A 26,350-nucleotide genomic window follows, 5' to 3' on the forward strand; every position below is an offset into this window, starting at 1 on the left:
GAGAGCATCCTCGTCCGTGCGGTCCGCCGGGGCCGCCACAGCGCCAGGACGGCGATCCTGCGCGCCGAACTGAGCTGTGGAGGGCGCGATGCAGCGCGGGGCGCGTATCCTGGAGGGTATGGACAGCTACTGGAGTGCCGTGGTCTGGTCGCTGCTGCCCACGATCGTCGTCGCGTTCATCTTCTACGTCATCCTGCGCAGCATCATCCGCGCCGACCGCACCGAGCGCCGCGTCTACGCGCGCGTCGAGGCGAAGGAGCGCGCGCGCATGGGTCTGCCCCCGCGCGAGGTCGTCACCGAGCCTGTCGGGGCGGCATCCGCAGCGGCCGGCGAAACGGCGGCGTCCGACCGCTGACCCACCTCCCGCTACGCTGGGCACCAGGCCGAGCGAAGGGATGCCGTGGCGGTCAGCATCACATTCGACTGGACCTGGTGGGTCATCGCCGTCATGTTCGTCGACATCGGCGTGCGTATCGCCGCGATCATCATCGTCCCCCGGAACCGCCGCCCCACGGCCGCGATGGCCTGGCTGCTGGCGATCTACTTCATCCCGCTCATCGGCGTCTTCCTCTTCCTGCTGATCGGAAACCCGCGTCTGCCGCGCAAGCGCCGCAAGAAGCAGGAGCAGATCAACGAGTACATCCGCGAGACGAGCGCCTCGCTCGATTTCGGCACGCTGCGACCGAACGCTCCCACGTGGTTCACGTCCCTCGTGACCCTCAACCGCAACCTCGGTGCCATGCCGCTGGCCGGCGACAACTCGGCGCACATCATCTCGGATTACCAGGAGAGTCTCGACACGATGGCGGAGGCCATCCGCGCGGCCGAGCGCTACGTGCACGTCGAGTTCTACATCCTGCAATCCGACACCGCGACAGACAACTTCTTCCGCGCGCTCGAAGAAGTCACGGCGCGCGGCGTCACGGTGCGCGTGCTGATGGACCACTGGGCCAACCGCGGCAAGCCGTACTACAAGGCGACGACCCGCCGGCTCAACGCGATGGGCGCGCACTGGCGGCTCATGCTCCCCGTGCAGCCGCTGCGCGGCAAATACCAGCGCCCCGACCTTCGGAACCACCGCAAGCTGCTCGTCGTCGACGGACGCGTCGCGTTCACCGGTTCGCAGAACGTCACCGATTCGACCTACAACCTGCCGAAGAACATTCGTCGCGGTCTGCACTGGGTCGACCTGATGGTGCGCATCGAAGGCCCGGTCGTGGCATCCGTCAACGCCGTCTTCTTGTCGGACTGGTATAGCGAGACCGACGAGGTTCTCACCGACGAGATCGACCTGTTCGCCGTGCAGTCCAGCCCCGGCGACCTCGACTGCCAGATCATCCCGTCGGGACCCGGATTCGAGTTCCAGAACAACCTCAAACTCTTCGCCGGGCTTCTCTACGCCGCGCAGAGCAAGATCATCATCGTCAGTCCCTACTTCGTCCCGGACGAGGCGATGCTCTTGGCCATCACGACGGCCTGTCAGCGTGGCATCCGCGTCGATCTGTTCGTGTCCGAAGAGGGCGATCAGGCCCTGGTGTACCACGCGCAGCGCAGCTACTACGAGGCGCTGCTGCGGGCAGGCGTGAAGATCTGGATGTACCAGAAGCCGTACATCCTGCACTCGAAGTCGATGACGATCGACGACGAAGTCGCCATCATCGGGTCGAGCAACATGGACATGCGCTCGTTCGGTCTCAACCTCGAGATCTCGATGCTCGTACGAGGTGGCGAGTTCGTGCGCGAGATGCGCGACGTCGAGCAGCAGTACCGCGCGCTCAGTCGCGAGCTCACCCTCGAGGAGTGGGAGCGTCAGCCCTTGCGGTCGACGGTGCTCGACAACCTCGCCCGTCTCACCTCGGCGTTGCAGTAAGGCGTATTCCAGGGCATTCGTGACCCGAGCGTGACCCAGTTCCCTGAGATTCCGGGGCGGTGTGCGACACCATAGGGCTGATGGATGCTGCAGTTCGCGGCATCGAGGTCTCTTGTTCACCCGTGAAAGGCCAACATGATCCGCACCACCCGCACTCTTCTCGCCGGCCTCGGCATCGCCACCCTCGCGGCCGCCCTCATGGGCTGCGCGACGGGCACTCCGGGCGGCGATGCTTCCGCGCCCGTCATCCCCGCGCCAGACACGACGAGCAGCGCCGCCGCCGAGATCGAGGTGGACGCGGCGTGGCTCGACGGCGGCCGCATGATCGGCCTCGTCACGCAGGGCAGCTCGACGTGCGTGCCGATCGCCGAAGAGGCGACCTTCGCGAACGGCGTCATCGACGTGACGTTCGTCGAACCGGACGCCGGCACCGCGTGCACGAGGGACCTCGTTCCCCGCGTGACGCTGGTCGCCACGCCCGAGGGTGTCGACCCGACTCAGGACGTCGAGATCCGCGTGACGGGTGAGGGCTTGGTCGGCGACGCCGACCTCGACGGTGCGCCCGGCCTCGTCGTCGGCGGCGAGACCGACTACCTGCCCAGCGCCGGGTGGACCGATGAGGACGGCCAGTTCGTCATTCTCACGTGGGGCTCGTCGACGTGCGTGCCCGTACTCGAGTCGGTCGCCGCTTCGGGGCCCGCCGAGGTGACCGCGACCTTCGCCGAGCCCGCCGCGGACCAGGCCTGCACGATGGACATGGCCCCCCGCGGAACGATCGCGTTCGTCGACGACCTCGAAGCCGACGACGACGTGACCCTCGTGATGCAGGGCGCCGAGTTCGACGGCGTGAGCATCCCGATCGTCGGCTCGGACTGAGTCCGCAGCGCCGCTGGCTCGTAGGGTCCGGCGGCGCTGGGATCTTTGCGGCCTGGGTTGCTGCGGCGTGGGTTGCTGCGGCTGGGTTTGCGGCATCCTTTCTGTTCATTTGCCTCACTCTGTCGCGCACCCGCCGGTGCGACGACAGAGTGAGGCAATCGAACGCGAGGCCCTGACGTTCGCCTGGGTCATCAGACGGCCGCCCCGATGTTCGTTTGCCTTACTGTGCGCTTCTCGCACAGGGAGCACTGCAGTTTGAGGCAAACGGACAGGCGGTGACTCAGGGGAGGGTCATCGCCGCATCGGGTGACGCCCACGGGCTGTAGATAGATTCGGGTTCTCCACAGATCCGGCCCGGTATCACCTCGGAGCGGGCGGGGCGCCCACTCTGGTGCGGTGACTCTGCCGTCCTTGCCTGAATCTCTCGGCATCCCGTTCGCCGTCTCGTCTGCTCTGGCTCTCGGAGTCAGCGCGGGCCGGTTGCGCAGTCGTGGCCTTGGTCGTCCGTTCTACGGTGTGCGCGGTGAGGTCCCGCCCCCGGCGGAGAGCCGCGAGGCGAGCGTCCGCCGACGGGCCGGCGCGTTCGCTGTCCGCATGCGGCCGACCGAGTTCTTCTGCCTCGTTTCGGCGTGTGTTCTGTGGGGAGCGCCGCTGCCGAACCGGGTCTTCTCTGAACGGGATGCCGCGGGGGTGCTCATCGATCGTCCACTCGATGTCGGGGTGCTCCTGCCCGCGCGCGCACCACGCGGATGCGGCGTGCGCAGCCGCTCGGTCACCCCGGGTTTGGCGCACCTCGCGGCAGAGCCGAGCACGGGGCACCGCGTGACGGCTCCGGCCACGACGTGGGCCATGATGGGCGCCCTGCTCGGCACCGGGGACCTCGTCGCGCTCGGCGACCACTTCGTGCGCGAACCGATGCGACCGACGGATGCACCGGCGATGGCAACCGTCGACCAGCTCGCGACGGCGATGGAGGCGGGCCGGCGGCGGGGGATCGCCGCGCTTCGTGAAGCGCTCCCGCTCATCCGCATCCGGTCGCGGTCCCGCCAAGAGACGCGCACCCGGCTGGCATTCCTCGAGGGTGGACTGCCCGAACCTGAGCTGAACTGGCCTGTCGTCGTCGACGGCAGGATCGTCGCGCTCATCGACCTCGCCTATCCCGAGCGACTGCTCGGGTTCGAATACGAAGGCGAGCACCATCTGACCGACCCCGAGCAGTGGGCGACCGACATCGCTCGGATCGAGATGCTCAACAGCCTGGGCTGGCGGATCATCCGCGTCATCAAGAAGGACCTCGATGCCGATCGTGCGTCGTTCCTCGCGCGTGCTCGAGGGGCCTACCGCGCCGGATCGTGACTCCGTGTGGATACGGCCGTGCTGCCGGCATCCCCTGGGGAGCCTGAATCTGCTGGGTGCGCGTGCGTGCGTGACAGGTTGGGGCAACTGAACCGGGGGACTGTGGGTTGGGTTGCCTGAATCTGCTGGGTTCGGGCGCGTGAGCGACAGGTGGGGCAACTGAACCGACGCGCCGTGCGCTTCGGTTGCCTCGAGCTGCTCACCGGACGCGGGGCGACGACCGAGTGCGGCAAGTGAACCTATCGGCGGCGGTCAATCGATGCGCACCAGGAGGTCGCCGACCTCGCAGTCCAGCACGCGGCAGATCGCCGAGAGGGTCGAGTAACGGATCGCGCGGGCGCGGTCGTTCTTGAGCACCGAGAGGTTCACGACCGACACCCCGACCAGCTCCGACAGTCGGGTGAGGGTCATCCCGCGCTCGGCGAGCAGCTCGTCGAGTCGGCAGTGGATGCCGGTGACCTCGTCATCGTCTGCGGGAGTCACACGAGCCCCTCGGTGTCGCGCTGCAGGTGGATGCCGCGACGGAAGGCGATCGAGACGAGCCCCAGCACCATGGCAGCGAACCAGAACGGGACGAACTCCGCCGTCACCGCCCAGGACGGCGGCGAGTATCCGGCGAGTCCGACGGCGGCCAGCACCCCGTTGCGGCCGAAGGATTCCAGTGTGAAGACCGCCAGGGCACCTCCGAAGATGATCCATCCGGCGGCATCCAGCAGCCGAGGCGTGCCGGGGTCGAAGAAGCGTCCGCGCAGGAATCGCATCGCGATCACGGCGAAGAGGGCGATCACGGTCAGCCAGGACAGTCCGCCGATGGCGATGGATGTCGCAAGCGAGAACTGCGACACCGCATTGACTCCCTCGGCGACGATGAGACCGTCGGTGACCTGCACCGTCGTGGCCGGCAGATCGTCGGCGGCGGTGAGCTGCACGGGCACGCCCGAGAACGGCACGCTGACCGCCATGCCCGAAGGCGTGAACGCGTCGAAGTATCGCAACACGGTGACGACCACCGCCGCGATCGCGACGAGGCCGGCCACAACGAGGATCACCACGATGTCGGTGCGCTCCTTCTGGGAGGTTTCGTTCATCACACCAGTCCTTCCGTCTCGTGCTGCAGGCGTGCGCCGAGCGAGAACGCGCCGGCGATCAGCGCGAGAGCGAACCCCCAGCCGAAGGGGGCGAGGTCGAGGTCGAGGACATAGATCCAGAAGACCTCGCTCACCTGCGAGTCGACCGAGGTGAGGTCCGCGACGAGCACCGCCCGCCCGATCGAGCCGAGCAGCTGACCGCCGACCCCGCCGACGAGCACGAGGCACGCGACCAGTCCGAAGGCCCCGGGCATCGCCGGGCGGAAGGGCCGCGACCTCATCAGAGAGAGGGCGAGCCACCACGCCACGACGCACACGCCGATCGTGGCGATGGCGGGGAGGGCACCCTCTGCGAACAGCAGCCACCGCACGCTGTCGGGCAGAGCGGCGAAGACCACCTCGGCGGCGGTGTAGTCGGCGGATTCGATGCCGGGGATGGCCTCGATCGCGGGTGCGTCGCCCCCTCGGATCGGCATCACGACGGGCGGCTCACCGCGGAACGTGCTCAGGGCGCCGCTCACGATGGCGATCACCGAGGCCACCGCGACGCCGACCGCGCCGACCGCGATGATCGCCAGCGCGATGCGGTCTCCTCGGGAGACGCGGGTGTGCGGTGCGATATCCATGGGCAGGCTCCTGTACTTATCGATAATCGTTGTTATCGAGAAACGATATGAAACCGGATGCGACGAGTCAAGGGCGACCTCCGCGCTCGCTATGCCGACGGCGAACACGGGCATGTGGCATCCGTGCCCTCGTTACCCTCGATTTGTAGGCGCCAGAGGAGCGTCTGGCCGGAGGTAGATGATGTTCGAGAGATTCACGGACCGCGCTCGACGCGTGGTGGTGCTCGCCCAAGAAGAGGCGAAGATGCTCAACCACAACTACATCGGCACGGAGCACATCCTGCTGGGCCTCATCCGCGAGGGCGAGGGCGTCGCCGCTCAGGTGCTCGTCAAGCTCGGCGCTGACCTCAACAAGGTGCGCCAGCAGGTTATCCAGCTGCTCAGCGGCTACCAGGGCAAGGAGCCCGCGGGCGTTGCCGCCGGCGCCGGCGAGCAGAGCTCGCAGGGCGCCCAAGGCGGTTCGGCGGTTCTCGACCAGTTCGGCCGCAACCTCACCCAGGCTGCCCGCGACAACAAGCTCGACCCCGTCATCGGGCGCGAGAAGGAGATCGAGCGGGTCATGCAGATCCTCTCGCGTCGCTCCAAGAACAACCCCGTCCTGATCGGTGAGCCCGGCGTCGGCAAGACCGCCGTCGTCGAGGGCCTCGCGCAGGCGATCGTCAAGAACGACGTGCCCGAGACGCTCAAGGACAAGCAGGTCTACTCGCTCGACCTCGGATCGCTCATCGCCGGTTCCCGCTACCGCGGTGACTTCGAGGAGCGACTCAAGAAGGTCACGAAGGAGATCCGCACGCGCGGTGACATCATCGTCTTCATCGACGAGATCCACACGCTCGTCGGTGCCGGTGCCGCCGAAGGCGCCATCGATGCAGCCTCCATCCTGAAGCCGCTCCTGGCTCGTGGTGAGCTGCAGACGATCGGTGCTACGACGCTGGACGAGTACCGCAAGCACTTCGAGAAGGATGCCGCGCTCGAGCGCCGCTTCCAGCCGATCCAGGTCGCCGAGCCGAGCCTGCCGCACGCGATCAACATCCTGAAGGGTCTGCGCGACCGTTACGAGGCGCACCACAAGGTGCAGATCACCGACGGCGCGATCGTCGCGGCGGCCAACCTCGCCGACCGCTACGTGTCCGACCGATTCCTGCCCGACAAGGCGATCGACCTGATCGACGAGGCCGGCGCACGCCTGCGGCTGTCGATCCTGTCGAGCCCGCCCGAGCTGCGCGAGTTCGACGACAAGATCGCCGACGTGCGCCAGCAGAAGGAGCAGGCCTCCGAGGACCAGGACTTCGAGAAGGCTGCGTCGCTGCGCGACGAAGAGAAGTCCCTCCTCGCCGAGCGACTGCGCCTTGAGAAGCAGTGGAAGTCGGGCGACGTCGCGACCCACGCCGTCGTCGATGAAGGACTCATCGCCGAGGTGCTCGCTCAGGCCACCGGCATCCCGGTCTTCAAGCTCACCGAAGAAGAGACCAGCCGCCTGGTCTTCATGGAGAAGGCGCTGCACCAGCGCGTCATCGGCCAGGAGGAGGCGATCGCTGCGCTCTCGCGCACGATCCGCCGCCAACGTGCGGGACTCAAGGACCCGAAGCGTCCGTCGGGATCGTTCATCTTCGCCGGCCCGACGGGCGTCGGAAAGACCGAGCTCGCCAAGGCGCTCGCGGAGTTCCTCTTCGACGACGAGGCTGCGCTGATTTCGCTCGACATGTCCGAGTTCGGTGAGAAGCACACCGTCTCGCGCCTGTTCGGGGCCCCTCCCGGGTTCGTCGGGTTCGAAGAGGGCGGCCAGCTCACCGAGAAGGTGCGCCGCAAGCCGTTCTCGGTCGTGCTCTTCGACGAGATCGAGAAGGCCCACCCCGACATCTTCAACTCGCTCCTGCAGATCCTCGAAGAGGGTCGTCTGACCGACGGTCAGGGGCGCGTGGTCGACTTCAAGAACACCGTCATCATCATGACGACCAACCTCGGCGCGCGCGACATCGCGGGCGGCCCGGTCGGCTTCCAGGTCGAAGGTGACAGCGCGACGTCGTACGACCGGATGAAGGGCAAGGTGCAGGAGGAGCTCAAGCGTCACTTCAAGCCCGAGTTCCTCAACCGCGTCGACGACATCATCGTCTTCCCGCAGCTGTCCAAGGCCGAACTCGTGCAGATCGTCGACCTGTTCACCAAGCGCCTGGCCGAGCGTCTGCTCGACCGCGACATGACGATCGAGCTGTCGCAGTCGGCCAAGGAGAAGCTCATCGAGATCGGTTTCGACCCGGCCCTGGGTGCTCGTCCGCTGCGTCGTGCGATGCAGCAGGAGATCGAGGACCGCCTGTCCGAGAAGATCCTGCACGGCGAGCTGAACTCCGGCGACCACGTCAAGGTCGACACCGAGAACGGCGCCTTCCGGTTCGAGCACGGACCGCGCGGTGACAAGGTCGCCGTCGGTATCACCTCGGGCGGCGAGATCTCGGCAACACCCGACCTCGCGATCGGATCCTGACCGGCTGAAACGAAGAGCGGATGCCGCGGGCTCAGCCCCGCGGCATCCGCTTTCGTCATTCCGGCAGAAAGCCGGGGTTATCGCCCGACCGGGAACGCTCCGAAGGGAACGGTCCTGACCTCGGTGAGGGGCTCGCCGTTGATCATCCGGGTCGCCGTGACGGTGGCGTTGCCGGCCGGGATCGACGCGAGGCGGGTGTTCACCGAGAGGGCCACGGTGGCGCCCGGCGCCACGGCGGTGAACGTCTTGTCGCCGTACTCGGTCGCGATCGTGATGTCCGCCGGCTGACCGCCGTCATTGGTCGCCGACACGCTGACGTACACCTTGCCCGCAAGCGTGCGGGGCGTGGCATCCAGGGTGAGGGCCGAACTATCGACCGTGCGTCCGCCGACCACCGGCAGTTCGACGGAGCTTCCGCCGAGGTCGATCGAGATCTCGGTGCCCGGTTGGGGGCGCAGGGTGAACTCGCGGTCGGTCGAGAAGATCACGAGCCCGATCTGCTGCCCGGCGCGGATGATCTGGTCGTCCGGCTGCAGTGGGATCGTCACGTCGACGAACTCGCCGGGCGTGATGGGGTCCTCCCGCGTGAGCGAGTTGCGGTTGAGCGGGTCAGCCCAGGCGCGTGTGATCACGCTCGTGGATGAACCGGTCGTGCTGGAGTTGCATCCGGATTGGCCCGTCCAGGGGAGCTTGACGAGCGCGACCGAGAGGTTCGCCCGCGGTGCGTCCATCGCCATGCGCAGCGTCACGGAACCGGTTCCCGAGATGTGCATGTCGTTGAGCAGCTTGGGGCTGACGTACATCCGACGGTTCGGCGAGGGAGTCGTCGCGAGGTTCGCGAGCGTGCACGTCGTGTTGCCGGCATCCACGAATCGGTGGACCGCGGAATCGCCCCGGGCTCGCGACGTCAGGCCGACGTCGTTGCCGGTGCCCGAGCCCTGCAGTGTGAGCGTCACCGGCTCTGCGGCCGGGTTCGGGAAGTCCGCGTACGGAGTCACGGTGCTCGGCACTCCCTCGTTGCGCGTGATCCATGCGCGATTCACGTCGGTGTCGATGCCGTTGTCGATGCCGTACAGGTAGTGGCTCCACCAGCGGTTCAGCAGATCGGTGGGCGGGTTTCCGCCGTGTCCGCCCTGGTGGTAGTACTGCAGCGTCTCGACGCCGTTCTGCTTGAGAACGTCGGTGATGCGCAGGCTGTGCTCGGGCATCACGTTCCAGTCGTTGAACGCGTGCGCCATGAACACCGCGGCCTTCACGTCGTCGAGCTGGTGGATGTAGTCGCGTGCCTCCCAGAACTCGTTGGAGTCACCCGTGACCCGATCCTGGTTCGCCTGCATCACGTCGCGCACGGTATCGATGCAGTACTGACGCTTGTCGAGCGCTCCGCTGTTGATGTAATCGAAGAGGAAGTCGATGTCTTCGCCGGCCCAGCCGCCGGGTGCCCGGACGAGCCCGTTCGAGCGGTAATAGGGGTAGTAGCCGGTGTTCGGGGCGACGGGCACGATCGCTTCGAGGCCGTCGACGCCGGTCGTCGCCGCGGCAAGCGGAAGCGTGCCGTTGTACGACGTTCCCGTCATCCCGACCTTGCCGGTGGACCAGTCGGCCGACACCTCGACGTCGCCGTCGATCGACGTGAAGCCCTTGGCCCGGCCGTTGAGCCAGTCGATGACCGCCTTGGGTGCCAGCGACTCATTGGCGCCGCCGACCGTCGGGCAGCCCTGCGAGAGCCCGGTGCCGGGCGACTCGGAGTGCACGACGGCGAATCCCCGTGGCACCCAGGTCGAGATCAGGCTGGTCGAGATGACAGGGCTCGTGCGCCCTGGGGCGACGACGAGGGGCGGTGAGGTCCGAAGCGGAGGGGTGACGCCGAGTTCGACGTCGCTCTGCCAGAAGTACTGCGCCTGCGTGCTGGATGTTCCCGCGTAGTACGGGCTGGTCTCGTACAGCACGGGGACCTTGAGTCCGTCGGTCTGGGTCTCACGAGGACGCGTCACATCCACGTGCATCCGGTCGAGCTTGCCGTCTCCGTCGGTGTCGAACTCGCTTTCCACCCACAACTCCTGAGTGACCCAGGGACCGGTGAAGACCGGCTGGGCGAGTCCGTCGTGGAAGACGGGGACGGTGCTCTCATCGGGTGCGCCGGCTGCTGCCGTCGGTACGGCGAAGCCGGCGCCGATGAGGCCAGCGACGGCCGCTGTCGCGACCCATCTCCTGCGGGATCGGGGGGGACGAATGGTCAGGGTCATGGCTCTCCTCATTGAGATGGCGGACGAGGCTCACAGTAGCGGGACTGATGTATCATGCGCGATGCCTCGGGATGCGGCGCATCTGCTCTCGCTGTCCGAAAAGCCGAAGGCCGGCCGTCTCGAGTGAGACGACCGGCCCCCGGGCGCACCGGACGGGATCAGTCGACCGGGAAGAGCGACACGTGCACGGCGCCCCGGTAGGTGCCCTGCTGAGCGCCGATCGGCGCCTCGAGCGTGACGTCGGCGCCGAGGCGCGTCGTTCCCCAGCGGGCGTGGTCGTCGGCGCCGGCGAGCATCTGCGCACCGACCAGGCCCTCGCCGCCGGACAGGGTGCTCCGCACGGGCTGGCCGGCGCGAGCCGTCGCCGCGTCGAGGACGCGGGGGAACCAGCCGAGGTGTGACGACTCGATAGTGCCGCGGTGTCCGACGAGATCGTCGAAGCTGACCGAGACGCTCCACCCTGCCGCCTCGGTGCGCGTGTCGGTGACGCTCACGACGGGCAGCTCAGCGGCGAACGACCAGCGGTCGCCGTCATTGACCGCGTCACCGAGGGCGAGGGTCTCACCCTCGCCTGCGACCGCGAGGCTCAGTGCTCCCTCGCCGAGGCTCGGGATCTCGGCCTCGACGACCAGGTCGCCGCCGATCGGCTCGCCGGCCTCGCCGAGACCCGTGGCGACGCGGCGCTGGATGCCCTCGGTCACGCTCTTCGAACCGTCCGCGTGACGCACGATCGTGAACGCGTCACCCGTCTCGCCGACCTGCAGGTCGGTGTTGGGGTTCGCGCCGCGGCCCGTCTGGGCGACGACCGCTTCGTACTCGAGTGTCGTGGGCGTCACGCGGATGCCCTGCGTCAGGGAGATGTGCTGGTACTTCGTGACCTGTGTCGCGCCGTTGTTGAGCCACACGTTCGACGCGTCGTCGGCGAGGCTGTAGTGCTTGGGGCCTGAGTTCGACACGGCGAACACGGGGCCGTCCGTCGCGCCCTCGGCGGCGTCCGCATTGAGGTAGCCGCGACCGTAGGTGTGGTCGTGGCCTGAGAGCACGAGGTCGACGTTGTGCTTCTGGAAGATGGGCAGCCACGCCGCACGCTGGAGCGGCTGGTTGCGGCCCTGCGAGACCGAGAAGGTCGGGTGGTGGAACGTGACGATGTTCCAGTTGGCGGTCGATTCCTCGAGCACGCGGTCGAGCCACTTCGACTGAACGCCGAGGTAGACCTGCTGCCAGGCGGCGCTTTCGAGGTTCGGCAGGTCGACCCCGAGCGATGCCTCGACGGCGGACTGGCCGACCAGCTGCGAGTTCAGCTGGATGAAGCGCACGCCCTGGTAGTCGGTGTAGTACGCCTTGTCGGTGAGGTGGTCGACGACGAGCTGTTCATAGGCTTGCGTGCTCGCGTCCGCAGCCGCGTCGACCGTGGGGCCGTTGTCGGCAGCGGTGAAGCTCGCGTCCCAGAACTCGGCGGCAGCGTCGCGGGAGTACTCGTGGTTGCCGGGGGCGACCAGCCAGTTCTCGGTCTGGCGCTCGCCATCGAGGATGTCGAACCACTCGCCCCACTCGTTGTCTACCGAGAGGTTGATGAGGTCGCCGGACTGCAGCGAGAGCGCCGAGTTGGGGAACGCGGTCTTCGTGGTCTCGACGATCGGCGTCCAGAACTCCGTGAGGTCGTTCTGGCCGTCGGCGTACCACGTGAAGGTGTACGGGTCGTCGGACGCGGATGCCGTCGTGAACGTGTTCCACTCGTCGGCGACCTCACCCGTGATCGCGCGGTACGCATAGCTCGAGCCCGGCTGGAGGCCCGTGAGCTCGGCCGTGAAGGTGACAGCGGTCTTCGCGGCGTCGGCGGCGCTCGCGGTGACCTGGTTGTCCTGGCCGATGTGCAGCACCCGCTTGGTGACGGCGGGGACGGTCGTGATGTCGCCGGCGGCGTCGCGAACCTCGACCGTGGCGGGGGTGTCAGCGGGCACGTCGATCGAACGCCACGTCACGAGCTGCGACGTTGCGGGATCGGCGGTCGGGTTGAGGATGACGCGCTCGGGAGCGCCGGTGGCGGTCTCATCGGCGGCGACTGCTGCCGCGGCGCCGAAGGGGCTGGCGACGACGGCAGCGGTGAGGATGCCGGCGCACAGGGCGAACGTTCTCTTGCGAGTTCTGAAGTTCATCGTGTTCTTTCGTCGGGGGTGGACCTTGCGGACACGATGCTTCCGATGGTGAGTGTCGGCCCGTCGACGCCGATGCGACGCGGCGTCGACGCCCCGGTGAACGCGGGGTGACTCAGGCGTCCGTGCGGGGTGCGGCATCCGTTGTCGGTCTGCCGCCGCGCCGGGAGCGGGTTCGACGGACGACGACCGCGACGAGCAGACCCGCCCCGACGATGACCGCCAGGTGCACCCAGGGGATGGCGACCACCGTCGCCGATGCAACGCCCGTCGGCAGAGTCGTCTCGACGAGGTCGTCACCGACCAGGGTGGGAGCGATAACCGTGTCAGCGGTGAGGGCGAACAGTGGCCACGCGTCGACCGTCGTGACACCCGCGCGCGCTCCCTCGGGCAGGAGTTCGCGGAACTGCTCGAGTCGTTCGCCTTCCAGCTGCGGAGCGAGGCCGCCCAGGGCCGCGACCGACAGGGTCGGCGTGCCGCCCAGGCGCACGTTGCCGGTGTTCGTGACCTGCCACGTGACGCGCAGGCGGCCAGGTTCGAGCGGGTTCCAGCTCGGCTCGTAGTCGAGGCCGGTGATGTGCGGTGTGAGGGCAGGGGCAAGCTCACCCGCGACGCGCAGGTGCAGACGCACGCCCGTGCGGGCAATGACGGCGACGCCGTCCTCGGCCGCGGCGTCGCGCGCAGGGGTCGCGACGATGCCGGCGGGGTGGTCGCCGGGAAGCGCGTCGGCGGGCACCGCGATCGATACGGGCACGACCGTGCCAGATCGCGGTGGCACGGTCACGCGCGGGGGAACGTCGATCCAGAGCCCGGCGCGCGTCGAGGCCGTGCTGTCGGCGAGCACGTCGAAGTCGCCCTCCGCGGTGATGGTGCCATCGGCACCCGCCAGGGCGAAGGTGAGCGGGGTGTCCGAGAGGTTCGACAGCTCGACGTGCTCGGTCACGACGGTGCCGGGGTCGAGGGTCGCGCGGATCGAGACGCGGCCGTCGGCGCCCTCGGTCGAGGCCGGGGCGATGGCCCAGGCGAGGGATGCGTCGGCGGATGCGGGCGCGGCGGCGGCCGCTGATCCGGCGAGCAGGCCCGCGGCGATTGCCGCAGCCAGCCGTGCCGTGTGCTTTCTCATGACCTGTCGCGCGCGCATGGTGCCTCCTGGTGGTGTCGCGCGACGGTACGGCGCCGGGGTGAACATCCGGCGACGGGCGGGTGACGGGATGGAGTGTCCCCGGCCCGGTGAGGCGATATCCGCCTGCATCCGTTCCTGCACTGCGCACAGGTGCGGCGTGCGCCGTAGGCTGGGGGAATGGCCGAGTACACCGTGCGCCAGGCGCGCGCCGCCGACGTGCGCGGCATCCAGGCGATGCTCGAGCCCTATGTGCAACGCCGGATCCTGCTCGGGAAAGACCTCGTCGTGCTGTACGAGGCCGTGCAGCAGTTCGTCGTCGCCGAAGACACGGACGGACAGCTGATCGGCTGCGGCGCGCTCCACGTCATGTGGGAAGACCTCGGTGAGGTGCGCACCCTCATCGTCGCCGACGACTGGCTGCGCCACGGCGTCGGTCGCCGCATCGTGGAGCGACTCGAGGGCAACGCGCGCGAGCTCGGCCTCACGCGGCTGTTCTGCCTGACGTTCGAGGTCGACTTCTTCACGCGTCGCGGGTTCGAGACGATCGGCGAGCAGGTCGTCGACCCCGACGTGTACTCGCAGCTTGTGCGCAGCCCCGACGAGGGCGTCGCGGAGTTCCTCAACCTGGCGCACGTGAAGCCAAACACGCTCGGCAACACGCGCATGCTGAAGCATCTCTGAGAAGGGCGCGCCGCGGCGAGAACGCCGAGCCGAGGTGCCTACCCTGGATCTATGAGCGGCACTTCTCCGCGCCGGCGGCACTCCCCGGCGGTCTATCGACGGCGGCGACTCGTGCTTCTGCTTGCCCTGGTCCTCGTCGTCGCGGTCGTGTGGGTGCTCATCGCCCAGCCGTGGCGTGGCGCCGCCTCGACTCCGCCCGCGTCGTCGGGCGTGCAGCAGACTCCGGATGCCGCGACCGAACTGCCTGTGCCGAACGCCTCGTCGCAGGAAGCGACAGGCGAACCGGCGGCGACGACCGAATCCGCAGCGCCTCCGGTGGGTGCGGCACCGTGCGTCAAGGAAACCCTCACGGTCGAGCCGCTCACCGACCAGGACTCGTACGGCTCGGGCCAGAACCCTGAACTGTCCATGCGCCTCACCAACACCGGCGAGGAGGACTGCGCGCTCAACGTCGGCACGAGCACGCAGGTGTTCACCATCGCCAGCGGCAACGACGTGTGGTGGCGCTCGACCGACTGCCAGTCCGAACCGAGCGACATGGTCGTGCTGCTCGCCGCAGGGCAGAGCGTGACGAGCGCGACCCCGATCGTGTGGGACCGAACCCGGTCGGCCGTCGGCACTTGCGACGACGCTCAGCGCCAGGCCGCTCCCGGGGGCGGCGCGTCGTACCGCCTCTCCGTCGAGATCGGCGGAATCTCCTCTGCGCAGGAGAAGAACCTCCTCTTGTACTGAGCAGGTTTCGCTGCGCGATCGGCGCCGTCGACCTTCGCGGCGGCATGCCCTTCTGTCCCCCGAAATGGGGACAGAAGGTTATGGGGCGCTCGGGTATCCTTAAGTTAGCTCCCGTATCGGTAGCGACACGTTGTCCCCAGCAATGTCTCGTCCCCCAGCGAGGTGTCGTGAACGATGAGTTTTCGGTGAGCATTTATGGCCCTCTTCGGGTCGACCCCGGCCAGGGTCGACCCGAGGGGGCCAGATCTTTTCGCGGCGGCGGTCTGCGTAGGCTTGGGTCATGGCATCCGGTAAGAAGCGCGGGAAGAAGAAGGAACCGCCCGAGTTCCGCAACACGCAGCTCGCAGACGCGCTGCAGACGCAGGACATGGCCGCCGTCGCGCTCGCTCTGCGCCACGGGCCGACGGTCGTTCCGCTCATGAAGCCCGGCAGCCGCGACAGCCCTCTCGATGTGGGTGAGGTGTGGACGTACCGCGATCCCAGCACGGGCGACATCGCTCTGCTGCTGTTCAGCGATGCCACGCACAAGCCGGCGACGCTGCCGCCGGCCGTCGCGCTGCAGTCGCCCGGTGCGCTTCGAGCGTTCCTCGGCACGCACGCGAACACGATCACGACGGTGTTCTTCGACATCGCGGGACCGCACCCGATGCAGGCCTCACCCGCCGACCTGATCGCCGCGCTCGACGCCTAGAAGGTCGGCTCTTCGTCGCGGGGGCGACCGCGAACGCGGCGGCGCACATCATCGAGCGCGCCGCGAAGTGTTCCGGAGCGGTTGTCGATCACGTCGGTGTAGCCGAGCCGAGCCGCTTCGGATCGCCGTTGCGCCGCCTGGGTCACGGGGCGGATCTCGCCCGCGAGACTCAGTTCGCCTACCGCGGCGAGCGTGCGCGGCGTGGCTTCGTTGCGCAGGGCGCTCGCGACGGCGACGGCGATCGCGAGATCAGCCGCCGGTTCGGTGAAGCGGACGCCACCGACCGTCGAGACGTAGACGTCTTTGTCGCTCGTGACGAGCTCGGCCTTCTTCTCGAGCACCGCGAGCACCATCGCGACGCGGGCGCCGTCGACGCCGTTGACGACGCGCCGCGGATTCGGTCCGCTCGCCTTGATCGTCAGCGCCTGAACCTCGACCGGGAGCGCTCGCCGCCCCTCGAGGGCGATGGCGACGCACGTGCCCGGCTCGGGCGTGCCGTGGCCGAGGAAGAGGGCGCTGGGGTCGGGTACCTCGGTGATGCCGGTGCCGGTCATGTCGAAGCAGCCGACTTCGTCTGTGGGGCCGAACCTGTTCTTGAGCGCGCGCACGAAGCGGAGCGACGTCTGCCGGTCGCCCTCGAAATGACAGACGACGTCGACGAGGTGCTCGAGGACGCGCGGACCCGCGATCGTGCCGTCTTTCGTGACGTGGCCGACGATGATCGTGGGGATGCTGCGGTCCTTCGCGACGCGGATGAGCGTGGCCGCCACCTCGCGAACCTGCGCCGGCTGGCCCGCGATGCCGTCGGACAACGCGGACGAGACCGTCTGGACGGAGTCGACGATGAGCAGAGAGGGCCGAACCTCGTCGATGTGTCCGAGGATCGTTGCGAGATCCGTCTCGCTCGCGATGTAGAGCTCGTCGTGCAGGGCACCTGTGCGCTCGGCGCGCAGTCGTACTTGCGCCGTCGATTCTTCGGCGCTCGCGTACAGCACGCGATGTCCGGCGCGGGCGGACTGGGCGGCGACATCGAGCAGCAGCGTCGACTTGCCGACGCCCGGCTCGCCCGAGAGCAGGACGGCCGCGCCCGGCACGATGCCGCCGCCGAGTACGCGGTCCAACTCACCCACGCCCGTCGTGCGGCGCGGCGCGTCGCTCGTGTCGATGTGCGTGATCGGTCGCGCGGTGCGCTTCGCATCGGGGGCGACGGGCACCATCGTGCGCAGAAGACCGGTCGGTTCGGATGCCTCGACGACGGTGCCCCACTGCTGGCATTCGCCGCAGCGTCCCGCCCATTTCGCGGTCGTCCACCCGCATTCGGTACACCGGTACGGTGCGGTCTGGGTGGGTCGCCGTGTCGCCATGGGACCAGGCTATGTCGGGGGTGCGACATAGCCGGTCGTCGTGGCCGAAGCCGGTGACGGAGCCCGGGGTTGCGATCTCGTCAGGACCGCAACGAGGCCACCACTTCTCGCAGGGTTTCGGCCGAGCGGCGGAAGAGCTCGAGCTCGCGGTCGTCGAACCGCGTCTCGCGGATGGGTACCGCACCGCCCGCGCTCACGATCGAGGGGACCGACAGGGCGACGCCGGATACGCCGTGGAAGTCGTCGAGCACGGGCGAGACGGGCATGACCGCGTGCTCGTCGCGCAGGATGGCTTCGATGATGCGGGCGGTCGTCAATCCGATCGCGTAGTTCGTGGCTCCCTTGCCCTGGATCACCTTGTAGGCGGCATCGCGCACATCGGTCGCGATCTGATCGAGTTCCTCTTGCGTCATGCGGGGGTGGTGCTCGGTCTCCCAATCCAGGATGGGCACGCTGCCGATCGAGGCGCGGGACCACAGGGGAAACTCCGTGTCGCCGTGTTCGCCGACGATCGAGGCGTGCACGCTCGATGTCGCGACCCCGGCGCGCTGGCCGAGCTTCCAGCGCAAGCGCGAGGTGTCGAGCACCGTGCCTGACGCGAAGATCCGCTCGGGCGGAAGCCCGGACGCTTTCTGCGCCAGGACAGTGAGCACATCGCACGGATTGGTCACGATCACGTAGATCGCGTTCGGTGCGACGCTCAGCAGGTCGGGCATCATCGAGGCCATGATGCGCGCGTTGGCGCCCACGAGATCCGTGCGTGTCTGACCGGGCTGCTGCTTCGCGCCGGCGGTGATGACGACGACGTGAGATCCTTCGGCGACCGACAGATCGCTGCCGCCGATGATGTCACTCGTGCCGGTGAACTGGGTGCCGTGGGCCAGGTCGAGTGCTTCGGCTTCGACCTTCACGGTGGCGATGTCGTACAGGGCGACGTGCCGCGCAGATCCGCGGATCAATGCGGCGTAGGCGGCGCTCGAGCCGACGCTTCCGGCTCCGACGATCGTGACTTTTGAGTTCTCGATGACTGCCATGCGGCCAGTGTGACAGGGTGACGTGCTGCGGACCAGGCCCCTGGTGCGCAGGGCGCGACAGGCCGCCACCGCAGCCCGATGAATCGTCAGGGTCCCTCGGACCGTGGCCGATTGCGGATGCCGACGAACGAGACGACACCGCCGCCGATCATGAGGCCCGCCGTGACGACGGCGGCACGGTGAAAGCCGGCCAGATCGAGCTCGCCACCCAGAATCGTGGCGAGCACGGCGATCGCGAGCAGTCCGGCGACGCGTGCGACGGCGTTGTTGACGGCCGACGCGATGCCTGAGCGGTCGGTGTCGAGCGCTCCCAGGATGGCCGAGGTCAGCGGTGCGACGGTGATCGACAGGCCCAGGCCCATGACGAGCATGCTGGGCAGCACCTGCCACCAGTAGGAGAAGTCCCCGGAAACCGTGAGCAAGAGCAGCGAACCCGCGCCCATCAGCAGCGGCCCCACCGTCATGAAGTGGCGTGGGCCCCACCGGCCGGCGAGATCGCCGACACGTGAACTCAGCAGGATCATGAGGATCGTGATGGGCAGGCTCGCGAGTCCCGCCAGGGTCGCCGAGAGCCCGGCCCCCTGCTGCAGGTAGACCGCGACGACGAAGCCGTTGAGGGCGAGTGCGCCATAGATGAACAGCGTCGCGAGGTTACCGGTCCAGAAGTTTCGCACGCGAAAGAGGTCAAGCGGCAGGATCGGCGCGGCCGCGGTCCGCTGGCGGATGAGAAACCCGGCGAAGAGGGCGGCGCCGATCGTGAACGGGGCCCAGACAGCGGGGGAGTGCCACCCGAGGCGGGGCTCTTCGATGAGTGCGAACACCATCGCCCCGAGCCCCAGCGTGCAGAGCGCCGCGCCGAGCCAGTCGATCGTGGCATCCGGTTTTCGGGTGTCGCGCACATCGGCCCGCGCCATGAGCCACAGCGTCACCCCGATGGGCACGATGTTGATGAGGAACGCCACGCGCCACGACAGCAGGTCGACGAGGATGCCGCCGACGACGGGCCCGAGCACCATCGCGCCGGTGGTGAGGGCGGTCCAGGTGCCGATCGCGCGGGCTTGTGCTGCACCGCGGAAAGTCGACGTGATGAGCGCGAGGGAACTGGGCACGAGAAACGCGCCTGTCGCTCCTTGGACGGCGCGTGAGACGACCAGGAACTCGACCGTGGGCGCCGCAGCGATCGCGATCGAGGCGATTCCGAACCCGACCAGACCGATCCGCAGCACGAGAAGGCGGCCGAACGCATCGCTCACCGAACCTGCGACGAGAATCAGAGCGGCCAGCGTGATCAGGTAGGAATCCACGACCCACTGCTGCGTCGTCAGGCCGCCGCCGAGCTCGCTCGCGATCGCGGGAAGGGCGACAGTGACGACGGTGCTGTCGAGGAACGCGACGAACGATGCCATCACGGCGATGGCGAGCACGAGACGCTGGTTCGTGCGCAGGGTGGTCGCCATGCAGACACGGTACGCCCGTGGACAGGGCACGCGGCGAAGTCCGATTCGCGGCAACCGGCTGCGTGCCGTAAACTCTTCCGCGGTGACGTGTCCGAGCGGCCGAAGGTGCAACACTCGAAATGTTGTGTAGGTTCACCCCTACCGTGGGTTCAAATCCCACCGTCACCGCCACCGTCGAAGCCCCGAGATCCCTTGTAAACACTGGGATCGAGGGGCTTCTTCTTTGCCTGGAAAGTGGGCCGTGCCCACATCCTGACCACATCTGAAATATAGCCAGGGCGATCGACGTCGATCAGAACGGGTACTGGCAGCGCTCCGCGTCCTTGTGATCGCATAGATGCTCGCGCGTCCGCGCCACCTCAAGCCCTGTCGGGCTCGCGCCATGGAACGTCACGCAGACGGTCTGTTCTGGCGCGGTCGAGCGCGGCGGACACGCCATCGAGATCGTCGTCGAAGAGATCGCTGTATGTGTCGAGCGTCATCGCTGCGCTCGCGTGACCGAGCATGCGCTGCACCGCCTTGACGTTCGCGCCCGCACTTACGGCGAGGAACGCTGCGGTATGCCGCAAGTCATGCGGAGTGACACGGGGGAGCTGGGGGTCGACCTGCTGGGCGCGGCGGACGGCGCCGGCGAACCACCCGTCTTGCGAGTTGGGAAGTCGGAGCGGATCCGTGCCGTCGCCGAAGACGTAGTCGTCCTGGCTGCGGGTCTGAGCGCGGAGGGCGAGGATCTCGAGCACGAACGGCGGGATGGGTACCGACGGATGTTTATGGGACTTCGGAGTGCCGATGACGACAGTGTTGTTGACCATCACCGCGTTCTCCTCGATACGTGCGCGTCGTCTGGAGAGATCGAGGTGGCGAACGCGGATGCCGGTCGCTTCGCCCCAGCGCAGTCCGGTGTACGCGAGGAACCGGATCAGCACCGGGTCTCGTGAGTTGAGGGCGAGCAGTTCGACCTGCGCGTGACTGAGGTATGCCTTCCGCTTCTTCGTCTTTCGTGGGAGCGAGATGTCACGCGCGGGGTTGGCCAACAGGCTGCGATCCTTTACCGCGGTGTCGAAGATCCCGGCGAGGATTCCGTGCGCGCGGAGCACGTTCGACGCGCCCTCGACTTGCGCCATCGCCGACACCCATTCCTGGATCCCGTCAAGCTCTGCGAGCGGCGTCGATCACGGCCTCGCGGGCCACTGCAAGCGGGATCCGCTCCTGCTCGATCCGTCGCGCTCGAGGCCACGCCGGGTCGACGAGGTTGCGGTAGAGCTCGAGCTGGCTCTCCGCCAGGTGCGGCACCTTCCGTGCGTCCCGCCCTGCGAGGGCTGCACCCCGCTTGTCGACGTCGGCCCCGTAGCGCTCGTAGCGCTCGAAGGCACCCTGGTCCATGAGGATCGGACGGGCAGGGACTCCCGCCGCGAGGAAGCCGTCGAGGATCTCGAGGCCGTCAGGGTCCATGTCGCCCCAGTAGATGACCGTCTGTGCACTGACCAACCAGGGGAAGCTCGCGATCGTCCCTCCGCCGCGACCCACGCCTTCGACGCTGATGGCTCCCGGCGTCTCGGGGAAGTGGATCGCGGTGTCCTTGTTCTCGGAGATGACGACCACCTCCGGCATGTACGCGGGTGTGAACCAGTCCCCCACGGTCGCGCTGTCATGGCGGCGGCCGCCGGCGGCGAGGTAGTCCGGATCGAGGTAGGTGAAGTGGATGCGGGAGGGGTGTGCCGCTGCGAGCCCCAGGTCCGAGACACCGGCGAGGGTGATCACCAGGTGCCGGCGCGTGTTCAGCCACTTCGCGTGGATGCCCTCCAAGGGCACCTGACGAGGAGTCAGACCCTTTGCCGAGTTCCGGGCGAACCACTCGCCTGCCCGTAGGAGCAGCTCGAAGTCGACGTCGCTGAAGCTGTCCACATCCCGAATGATGCGAGACAGCCCCGCCACCTCAGGGAACCGCCTCCGCAGCTGCTCGATCCTGTCTCGCCCACGCTCCAGACGCCGCTGCCAGACCGCCCCCACGATACGGGCGGCTTCGTCGACGCTGGTCAGCACCACGTGGGAGGGGATGACGTGTATCACGGCGCCGATGCGCCGACCGCGGTCCGCCAGCTCGAGCCCGCACTCGCGGGTCCACTGCCGCCAGTCGTCGATGAGACCGACAGTCTTCGGGTCGCTGTCCCGCACTGTCGCCGCGCCGATCGGGAACCGATGCGGCCATGCTGACTCAGCCAGCTCTCCCGTCAGTTCCTCCGCCCAGGTGCGCGCGAGCCGCCGCTCGACGTCCTGAACGATGTCAGCCGGCCGCTTCACGCTTTCCCTCCGACCGGGTCGATGGCGCGCATCTCCAGCACATAGGAACGGTGGGACTCCAGGTTCTTGGCGATCTCCACGATGACCTGCGCATGCCGCTCGAGGGCTGGAGCTTTGTCCACGGGTGCTCCGATCACGAGCTGGAATCCGAGCCCCCGCCACGCCTCCACCGCGCGCGCGGTGAACTGCCCGTCGGCCTTGATGAAGCCCTCATCCAGGAACACCGGTGCGAAGCGCGGGCGCCTGCGCCGCTGGTCGCCCAGCTGGAAGCGGAGGGCGCTTCCGACGATGAACGCGATCAGCTCCTGCATCTCGCCGCCGCTCTTGCCCTGCAGTGACCGGTATATGCTCAGCGCCTCTCCGTCGGTGTTGCGCCGCTGCGCGGTGATCTCGACATGTCGTCGCACATCCAGCAGACGATCCCGGTCGACCGAGTCGACGAGCTCGCGAGGTAGCCGCACGTCGGTCTTCCGGCGGATCTGGGCGATGAATCTGCGCAGGTCTCGGAAGACCTTCTCCATCTGCTCGTCGCCGAGCCCTGCCGTTGCCATGCGGGCGTGACGCCCCAGTTCCTGGCGGAACTTCACCACCGTCTCGGGGGCCAGGCGCCGCAGGTGGATGAAGAGCCGGTCACTCGTCGCACCGAAGGGCACGTCCCGGAGGATCTCGTTGATCGGCTCGAGGCGGTCTTCGATCTGCTCGATGGCGGCATTGAGTGCTGTCGCCAGCTGCTGCAGGTCGTCGCCGCTCCACGTCAGCAGCCGGCGACGCCATTCCTCGCGCCGCTCGCGCAGCCCCGAGCGCACGATCTCGTCGAGGATCGCGGCGTAGTCGTCGTAGAAGTCGACCGTCGTGCCGAGGTTGGAGTCTTCCCACTGCGCCTGGTACCGCTTGAAGGTCAGCTCGATCTGCTGGGTCGCGCGGGCGACGTCCTCGCGTGCGCTTTCCGTCCGACGCGTCAGCTCGACGCGCAGGCGCGCGAAGTGATGCAGGAAGCGCTCCGGGGTGTCGGCGTCGCCGGCGACGACACCCGCCCACACGCGGTCGAGGTCGTCCGACAGTTCCTGGCGGAGCAGGATGCTGCCCTGCTGCTCGATACGTTCGAGCGTCGGGTTGAGAGCGTCCTCGCTTTCGACGTATCGTCCGTGCGCGTCGTCGAGGGTGCGCACGGCAGCCGTCACAGCGTGCCGCTGCCCCTGCACCCCGTCCAGCTCGCCTTCCAGCTGCGTGATCTGCCGGTCGAGCTCGCTCAGGACATCGCTGTTGTTGCGGATCTCGTCCCGACGCCGCCGGAGTTCCGCCAGCTCCGTCGCGGTGGCGGCGACGTCCATGTCGGCCCAGCTCTCTTCCATCACGCGGTCGTAGGCGGCCTTCGTCGCGCTGAGGGCTGCGGATGCCGATGTGAGCCGCGTGACCTCGGCGTCGGCGTCCTGAAGCTGCGCTTCGATCTCGCTGTGCTCGCTCGCGAGGTCGGCCAGGAGGTCGGCGTTGTCGAAGCCGATGACGTTGCGCGTCGACTGACGGCCGTGGCTGCCGCGGCGCCCCCGCCGGGTCTGACCGGCGAGTGTGATCTGCAGGTCCCGTCCGTCCAGTTGCGATGCGTCCTCCACGCAGAGCGCGTTCCGCGACGAGTGCGCGACATGCTCGGTCACCCACGCCTGGTAGGGCGAGTCCTTGAACTGCAGCTTCCCGGCGACGCGGTCCGGCTCGAAGATCGGCTGCTGCTGGGTCTGTGACCGCGCGGCACCCTCGAAGTTCAGCCGGCCCCGCAGATGCAGAGGGTCGATGCTCCGCGAGAAGTGCTCGAGGTGCTCGAGAGGCACCAGCATGAGCCGCGCGCTGGAGTAGAGCGCCGTCTCGATGGCGACCCGCCAGCGCTCCTCGTCCGGCGTCACGTCGATGAGCTCGGCGACGAACGGCAGGTCAGCTGTGGTGAGACCCGAAGCCTCTGCAGCCGCCTCCCGCATCTCGTGCAGGTACGGGTCGATGCGACCCGCGCGACGCTCGAACGAGGTCAGCTCGTTCCGGATGGCCTTCATGCGCTCCCGCAGCGGCCAGCTTCCGTCGCGCGCCTCGTCGCGCAGGGCGCGGAGGCGGTCGGCGGCGCCGGAATACTCCGCCAGGAACGCGCGCCCCTTCTGCTGCAGCGACCCGAACTCGGCCTCTGTGGTGATCGGCTCACGCAGCGACGCGGTGGCCGCCACAAGACGTCCGCGGCGCTCCTCACGAGTGCGCTGCCGAGCCTCGACGAGGTCGATCTGGATGCCCAGATCCACCAGCAGGTCACCGCCGGCGTCGCTGTGCGCCTTCTTCGTCGCTTCGAGCTGCCCCTTGAGCGTTCGCTCGCTTTCGATGATGGACGTGAGCTTGGCCCGCTCGGCGCGCGCGGCCGTACGGTTCTCATCCACCGCCCGCCCGAGCGTCTCGCGGTGCCGCCGCATCCGCCATAGCGCGGCCGGTGTCGACTCACCATCCAGAGATCCCAGCTCGTCGCCGTTCTCCAGCGCTTCCCTCGCGCGGGTGAGCGCTTCGTGGGCCGCGGTGATCGGCTCCAGGAGCTCGGCGCGAGCCTGGGCGGTGACCATCTCCTGGTAGACGTCCTCCAACCGGTCGAAGTGCTCGATCGCGGCGTCCGCCTTCTCGTAGGTATCGGGGGTCTCGATCACCAGATCCTTGTAGAGCTTGTCCACCGTGGTGATGTCTTCGCTGGCCTGAATGCGCGCCAGCAGCCGCAGCGCCTTCGCCCCGTCGCCGCCGGCGCCGATCCCGAGCTTGACGTACAGCGCCTGAGCGAACGAGCTGTACGTGTCAAAGGTCCGCAGATCCGGCCAGGTCGCCTTCAGCTGCGCGGGCGGGAAGTGGTGCTCGCCCATCGTGGCGAACCGTTCCAGGTCGCGGAGGTCGAACTCATCGTCGATGGCCATCAGGCGCATCGCCGTGATCTCGCTGGCGCGGGAGACGCGCGCGGGGACGAAGTACGCCCGCATCGCGGTGTGGCGCTCTCCGCTGTCGCTGATGAACGTCATGCCGACGGCACCCCAGGTGGGCTGCCCACGACCGCGCATGACGCGGTCAACGACCTCACCATCTTCTGTCGTCTCATCGAGCTTGCCGCGGAGGTAACTGAGCAGGTTCCGCTGCTCGGCTGAGCGTGCGCGTCCTCCGCCGGAGTCGTTCGAGGCGCCGTTGAACGGCACGTTCGGCGGCATCATCAGGGCGATGTACGCATCCAGCAGCGAGCTCTTCCCCGCTCCCGACATCCCGCTGATGACGGTGACATCGGGAGAGAACTCGACGCCCGCATGCCCGTGGAAACCGCCCCAGTTCACCACTTGCAGCCGCTCGGCACGCCACTGCGGCTCACCGGTGTCGACCATCGCCGAGATCTGCTCGACAAGACTCATGACTGCGCCTCCATGCTCACTTCTTCCTCATGTACGGGCCCCGACTCGTTACGGACGGTGAGCCAACGCAGCAACTCGGTCAGTACCGTCATCGGCAGCATGGTCTCCACCGCCGGCGAGATCCGGAAGACGCCGTCCTCTCCCGTCTTCTCCAGCAGGCCGGCGGTCTTCAGCACCCCCACCGCGCGCTCGGCGCGGCGCTCCTCCTTGACCCGATCCGTGGCCGACGGTGGCCTGTTCTCGCGGAGGTAGTCGAGCAGTTCGGTCTGGCTGACCCGGGTGACCGGCTCACCCCGGGACTGCTCCGCGCGTGCGCGCACCCGCAGATAGACCAGCAACGCTGTCTCCTCGCGCGGCCAGGTCGTGTCATGCAGAAGGGTCGGGAACTCGCGCACTCCGGTGTCAGAGGTCACCGGCCGCTTGTAGGCGACCTCGCGCTCGGGGTCGACCTTCAGCTCGAGGAGCAGATCGTTGAGCCGGCTCGCAATCGTCTGGCGTTCCACGACGACGGTCCGCCACTCCTTCGGGTGGCTGCGGGAGGTGATGAACCGGTGCTTCATGAGCACCACGAGCGCCCGTCTCACTTCGAGATCCAGGCTGCCTTCGTCGCCGGCGAAGACCGCGTGGGTGGAGAGCGCATCTCTTTCGGTGTCATCGTCCCCCGGCTCGGTGTCGACCGTCTCGACGGTCGCCGCTTCGACTTCGATGTCGTCGTCGTCGCCGCCGACGATTTCCTGATCGGTGACCGTCACAGGTCGCCCTCCTCGACTCGGGTGCCCGGCGCGATCGTCGGGACGCGGAATGTGCGCTTACTGCCGTCGGGTCGCACTGCGAAGTAGGGACTGCCCCTACTTTGGTTGACGGGT

General features: G+C 68.0%; 21 protein-coding genes and 1 tRNA gene. 9 read left to right on the forward strand and 13 right to left on the reverse strand.

Features of this window, described 5'->3' with window-relative positions:
• The first annotated feature begins 118 nt into the window (after positions 1-118).
• The 4 genes from AC25Y0_RS12475 to AC25Y0_RS12490 all read left to right on the forward strand — a co-directional run bounded on the left by AC25Y0_RS12475 (position 119) and on the right by AC25Y0_RS12490 (position 4,102).
• Positions 119-355, forward strand: coding sequence for a hypothetical protein (locus AC25Y0_RS12475; protein ID WP_488124087.1), 237 nt, complete (start codon positions 119-121; stop codon positions 353-355).
• A 93-nt stretch (positions 356-448) separates the two neighbouring features.
• Positions 449-1,870: a cardiolipin synthase gene (gene cls / locus AC25Y0_RS12480; RefSeq protein ID WP_488124113.1), complete on the forward strand. Its 1,422-nt coding sequence runs from the start codon at positions 449-451 to the stop codon at positions 1,868-1,870.
• 135 nt (positions 1,871-2,005) lie between these two features.
• The gene (locus tag AC25Y0_RS12485) at positions 2,006-2,746 is read left to right on the forward strand and encodes a hypothetical protein (RefSeq protein ID WP_488134742.1); all 741 of its coding nucleotides are present in this window, start codon (positions 2,006-2,008) and stop codon (positions 2,744-2,746) included.
• A 411-nt stretch (positions 2,747-3,157) separates the two neighbouring features.
• Positions 3,158-4,102: an endonuclease domain-containing protein gene (locus AC25Y0_RS12490; protein WP_488124089.1), complete on the forward strand. Its 945-nt coding sequence runs from the start codon at positions 3,158-3,160 to the stop codon at positions 4,100-4,102.
• A 252-nt stretch (positions 4,103-4,354) separates the two neighbouring features.
• Here the strand turns inward: AC25Y0_RS12490 and AC25Y0_RS12495 are convergent, their stop codons facing one another.
• From AC25Y0_RS12495 to AC25Y0_RS12505, 3 genes are read right to left on the reverse strand one after another with little or no spacing between them, the layout of a single operon-like run.
• Positions 4,355-4,585, reverse strand: coding sequence for a helix-turn-helix domain-containing protein (locus AC25Y0_RS12495; protein ID WP_488124090.1), 231 nt, complete (start codon positions 4,583-4,585; stop codon positions 4,355-4,357).
• Positions 4,582-5,190: a hypothetical protein gene (locus AC25Y0_RS12500; protein ID WP_488134743.1), complete on the reverse strand. Its 609-nt coding sequence runs from the start codon at positions 5,188-5,190 to the stop codon at positions 4,582-4,584. Before AC25Y0_RS12500 ends, AC25Y0_RS12495 begins: the two co-directional genes overlap by 4 nt.
• Positions 5,190-5,816 (reverse strand): hypothetical protein, encoded by a 627-nt coding sequence (locus tag AC25Y0_RS12505; RefSeq protein ID WP_488134744.1) that lies wholly within the window; start codon positions 5,814-5,816, stop codon positions 5,190-5,192. Before AC25Y0_RS12505 ends, AC25Y0_RS12500 begins: the two co-directional genes overlap by 1 nt.
• Positions 5,817-5,994: 178 nt before the next feature.
• Here AC25Y0_RS12505 and AC25Y0_RS12510 point away from each other — a divergent pair, with 178 nt between their 5' ends.
• Positions 5,995-8,298 (forward strand): ATP-dependent Clp protease ATP-binding subunit, encoded by a 2,304-nt coding sequence (locus tag AC25Y0_RS12510; RefSeq protein WP_488134745.1) that lies wholly within the window; start codon positions 5,995-5,997, stop codon positions 8,296-8,298.
• 77 nt (positions 8,299-8,375) lie between these two features.
• Here the strand turns inward: AC25Y0_RS12510 and AC25Y0_RS12515 are convergent, their stop codons facing one another.
• The 3 genes from AC25Y0_RS12515 to AC25Y0_RS12525 form a co-directional block, all read right to left on the reverse strand.
• A complete protein-coding gene (locus tag AC25Y0_RS12515; protein ID WP_488134746.1) occupies positions 8,376-10,544 on the reverse strand; it encodes a Xaa-Pro dipeptidyl-peptidase in 2,169 nt (722 codons plus the stop codon).
• A 158-nt stretch (positions 10,545-10,702) separates the two neighbouring features.
• A complete protein-coding gene (locus AC25Y0_RS12520; RefSeq protein WP_488134747.1) occupies positions 10,703-12,700 on the reverse strand; it encodes a purple acid phosphatase family protein in 1,998 nt (665 codons plus the stop codon).
• Between the two features lie 112 nt (positions 12,701-12,812).
• Positions 12,813-13,820, reverse strand: a complete 1,008-nt coding sequence (locus tag AC25Y0_RS12525) for a hypothetical protein (RefSeq protein WP_488124096.1) — start codon at positions 13,818-13,820, stop codon at positions 12,813-12,815.
• A gap of 177 nt (positions 13,821-13,997) precedes the next feature.
• On the opposite strand from AC25Y0_RS12525, the gene AC25Y0_RS12530 reads away from it, so the two are divergent.
• From AC25Y0_RS12530 to AC25Y0_RS12540, 3 genes are all read left to right on the forward strand, one after another.
• Complete coding sequence (locus AC25Y0_RS12530) at positions 13,998-14,501, forward strand: amino-acid N-acetyltransferase (protein ID WP_488124097.1); 504 nt, start codon at positions 13,998-14,000, stop codon at positions 14,499-14,501.
• 51 nt (positions 14,502-14,552) lie between these two features.
• Positions 14,553-15,233, forward strand: coding sequence for a hypothetical protein (locus AC25Y0_RS12535; protein ID WP_488124098.1), 681 nt, complete (start codon positions 14,553-14,555; stop codon positions 15,231-15,233).
• A gap of 280 nt (positions 15,234-15,513) precedes the next feature.
• Positions 15,514-15,924 (forward strand): dehydrogenase, encoded by a 411-nt coding sequence (locus AC25Y0_RS12540; RefSeq protein ID WP_488124099.1) that lies wholly within the window; start codon positions 15,514-15,516, stop codon positions 15,922-15,924.
• Here AC25Y0_RS12540 and radA read toward each other — a convergent pair.
• From radA to AC25Y0_RS12555, 3 genes are all read right to left on the reverse strand, one after another.
• Positions 15,921-17,288: a DNA repair protein RadA gene (gene radA / locus AC25Y0_RS12545; protein WP_488124100.1), complete on the reverse strand. Its 1,368-nt coding sequence runs from the start codon at positions 17,286-17,288 to the stop codon at positions 15,921-15,923. The genes AC25Y0_RS12540 and radA overlap by 4 nt on opposite strands.
• An 80-nt stretch (positions 17,289-17,368) precedes the next feature.
• Positions 17,369-18,322, reverse strand: coding sequence for an L-lactate dehydrogenase (locus AC25Y0_RS12550; protein ID WP_488134748.1), 954 nt, complete (start codon positions 18,320-18,322; stop codon positions 17,369-17,371).
• 86 nt (positions 18,323-18,408) lie between these two features.
• Complete coding sequence (locus AC25Y0_RS12555; RefSeq protein ID WP_488124102.1) at positions 18,409-19,779, reverse strand: MFS transporter; 1,371 nt, start codon at positions 19,777-19,779, stop codon at positions 18,409-18,411.
• 81 nt (positions 19,780-19,860) lie between these two features.
• Between AC25Y0_RS12555 and AC25Y0_RS12560 the strand changes: the two genes are divergently transcribed.
• A tRNA-Ser gene (locus tag AC25Y0_RS12560) sits at positions 19,861-19,950 on the forward strand.
• 188 nt (positions 19,951-20,138) lie between these two features.
• Here AC25Y0_RS12560 and AC25Y0_RS12565 read toward each other — a convergent pair.
• The 4 genes from AC25Y0_RS12565 to AC25Y0_RS12580 are packed head-to-tail and all read right to left on the reverse strand — an operon-like array spanning position 20,139 to position 26,236.
• Positions 20,139-20,903 carry a tyrosine-type recombinase/integrase gene (locus AC25Y0_RS12565; RefSeq protein WP_488134749.1) on the reverse strand — a complete coding sequence of 255 codons (765 nt, stop codon included), beginning with the start codon at positions 20,901-20,903 and terminating at the stop codon, positions 20,139-20,141.
• Positions 20,904-20,928: 25 nt separating this feature from the next.
• Positions 20,929-22,080 (reverse strand): Wadjet anti-phage system protein JetD domain-containing protein, encoded by a 1,152-nt coding sequence (locus AC25Y0_RS12570; protein ID WP_488134750.1) that lies wholly within the window; start codon positions 22,078-22,080, stop codon positions 20,929-20,931.
• Positions 22,077-25,484: an ATP-binding protein gene (locus AC25Y0_RS12575; RefSeq protein WP_488134751.1), complete on the reverse strand. Its 3,408-nt coding sequence runs from the start codon at positions 25,482-25,484 to the stop codon at positions 22,077-22,079. Before AC25Y0_RS12575 ends, AC25Y0_RS12570 begins: the two co-directional genes overlap by 4 nt.
• Positions 25,481-26,236 (reverse strand): DUF4194 domain-containing protein, encoded by a 756-nt coding sequence (locus AC25Y0_RS12580; RefSeq protein WP_488134752.1) that lies wholly within the window; start codon positions 26,234-26,236, stop codon positions 25,481-25,483. The genes AC25Y0_RS12575 and AC25Y0_RS12580 overlap by 4 nt, the downstream gene beginning before the upstream one ends.
• Positions 26,237-26,350: the final 114 nt, after the last annotated feature.

The organism is Microbacterium sp. Y547 (genome assembly GCF_057669785.1).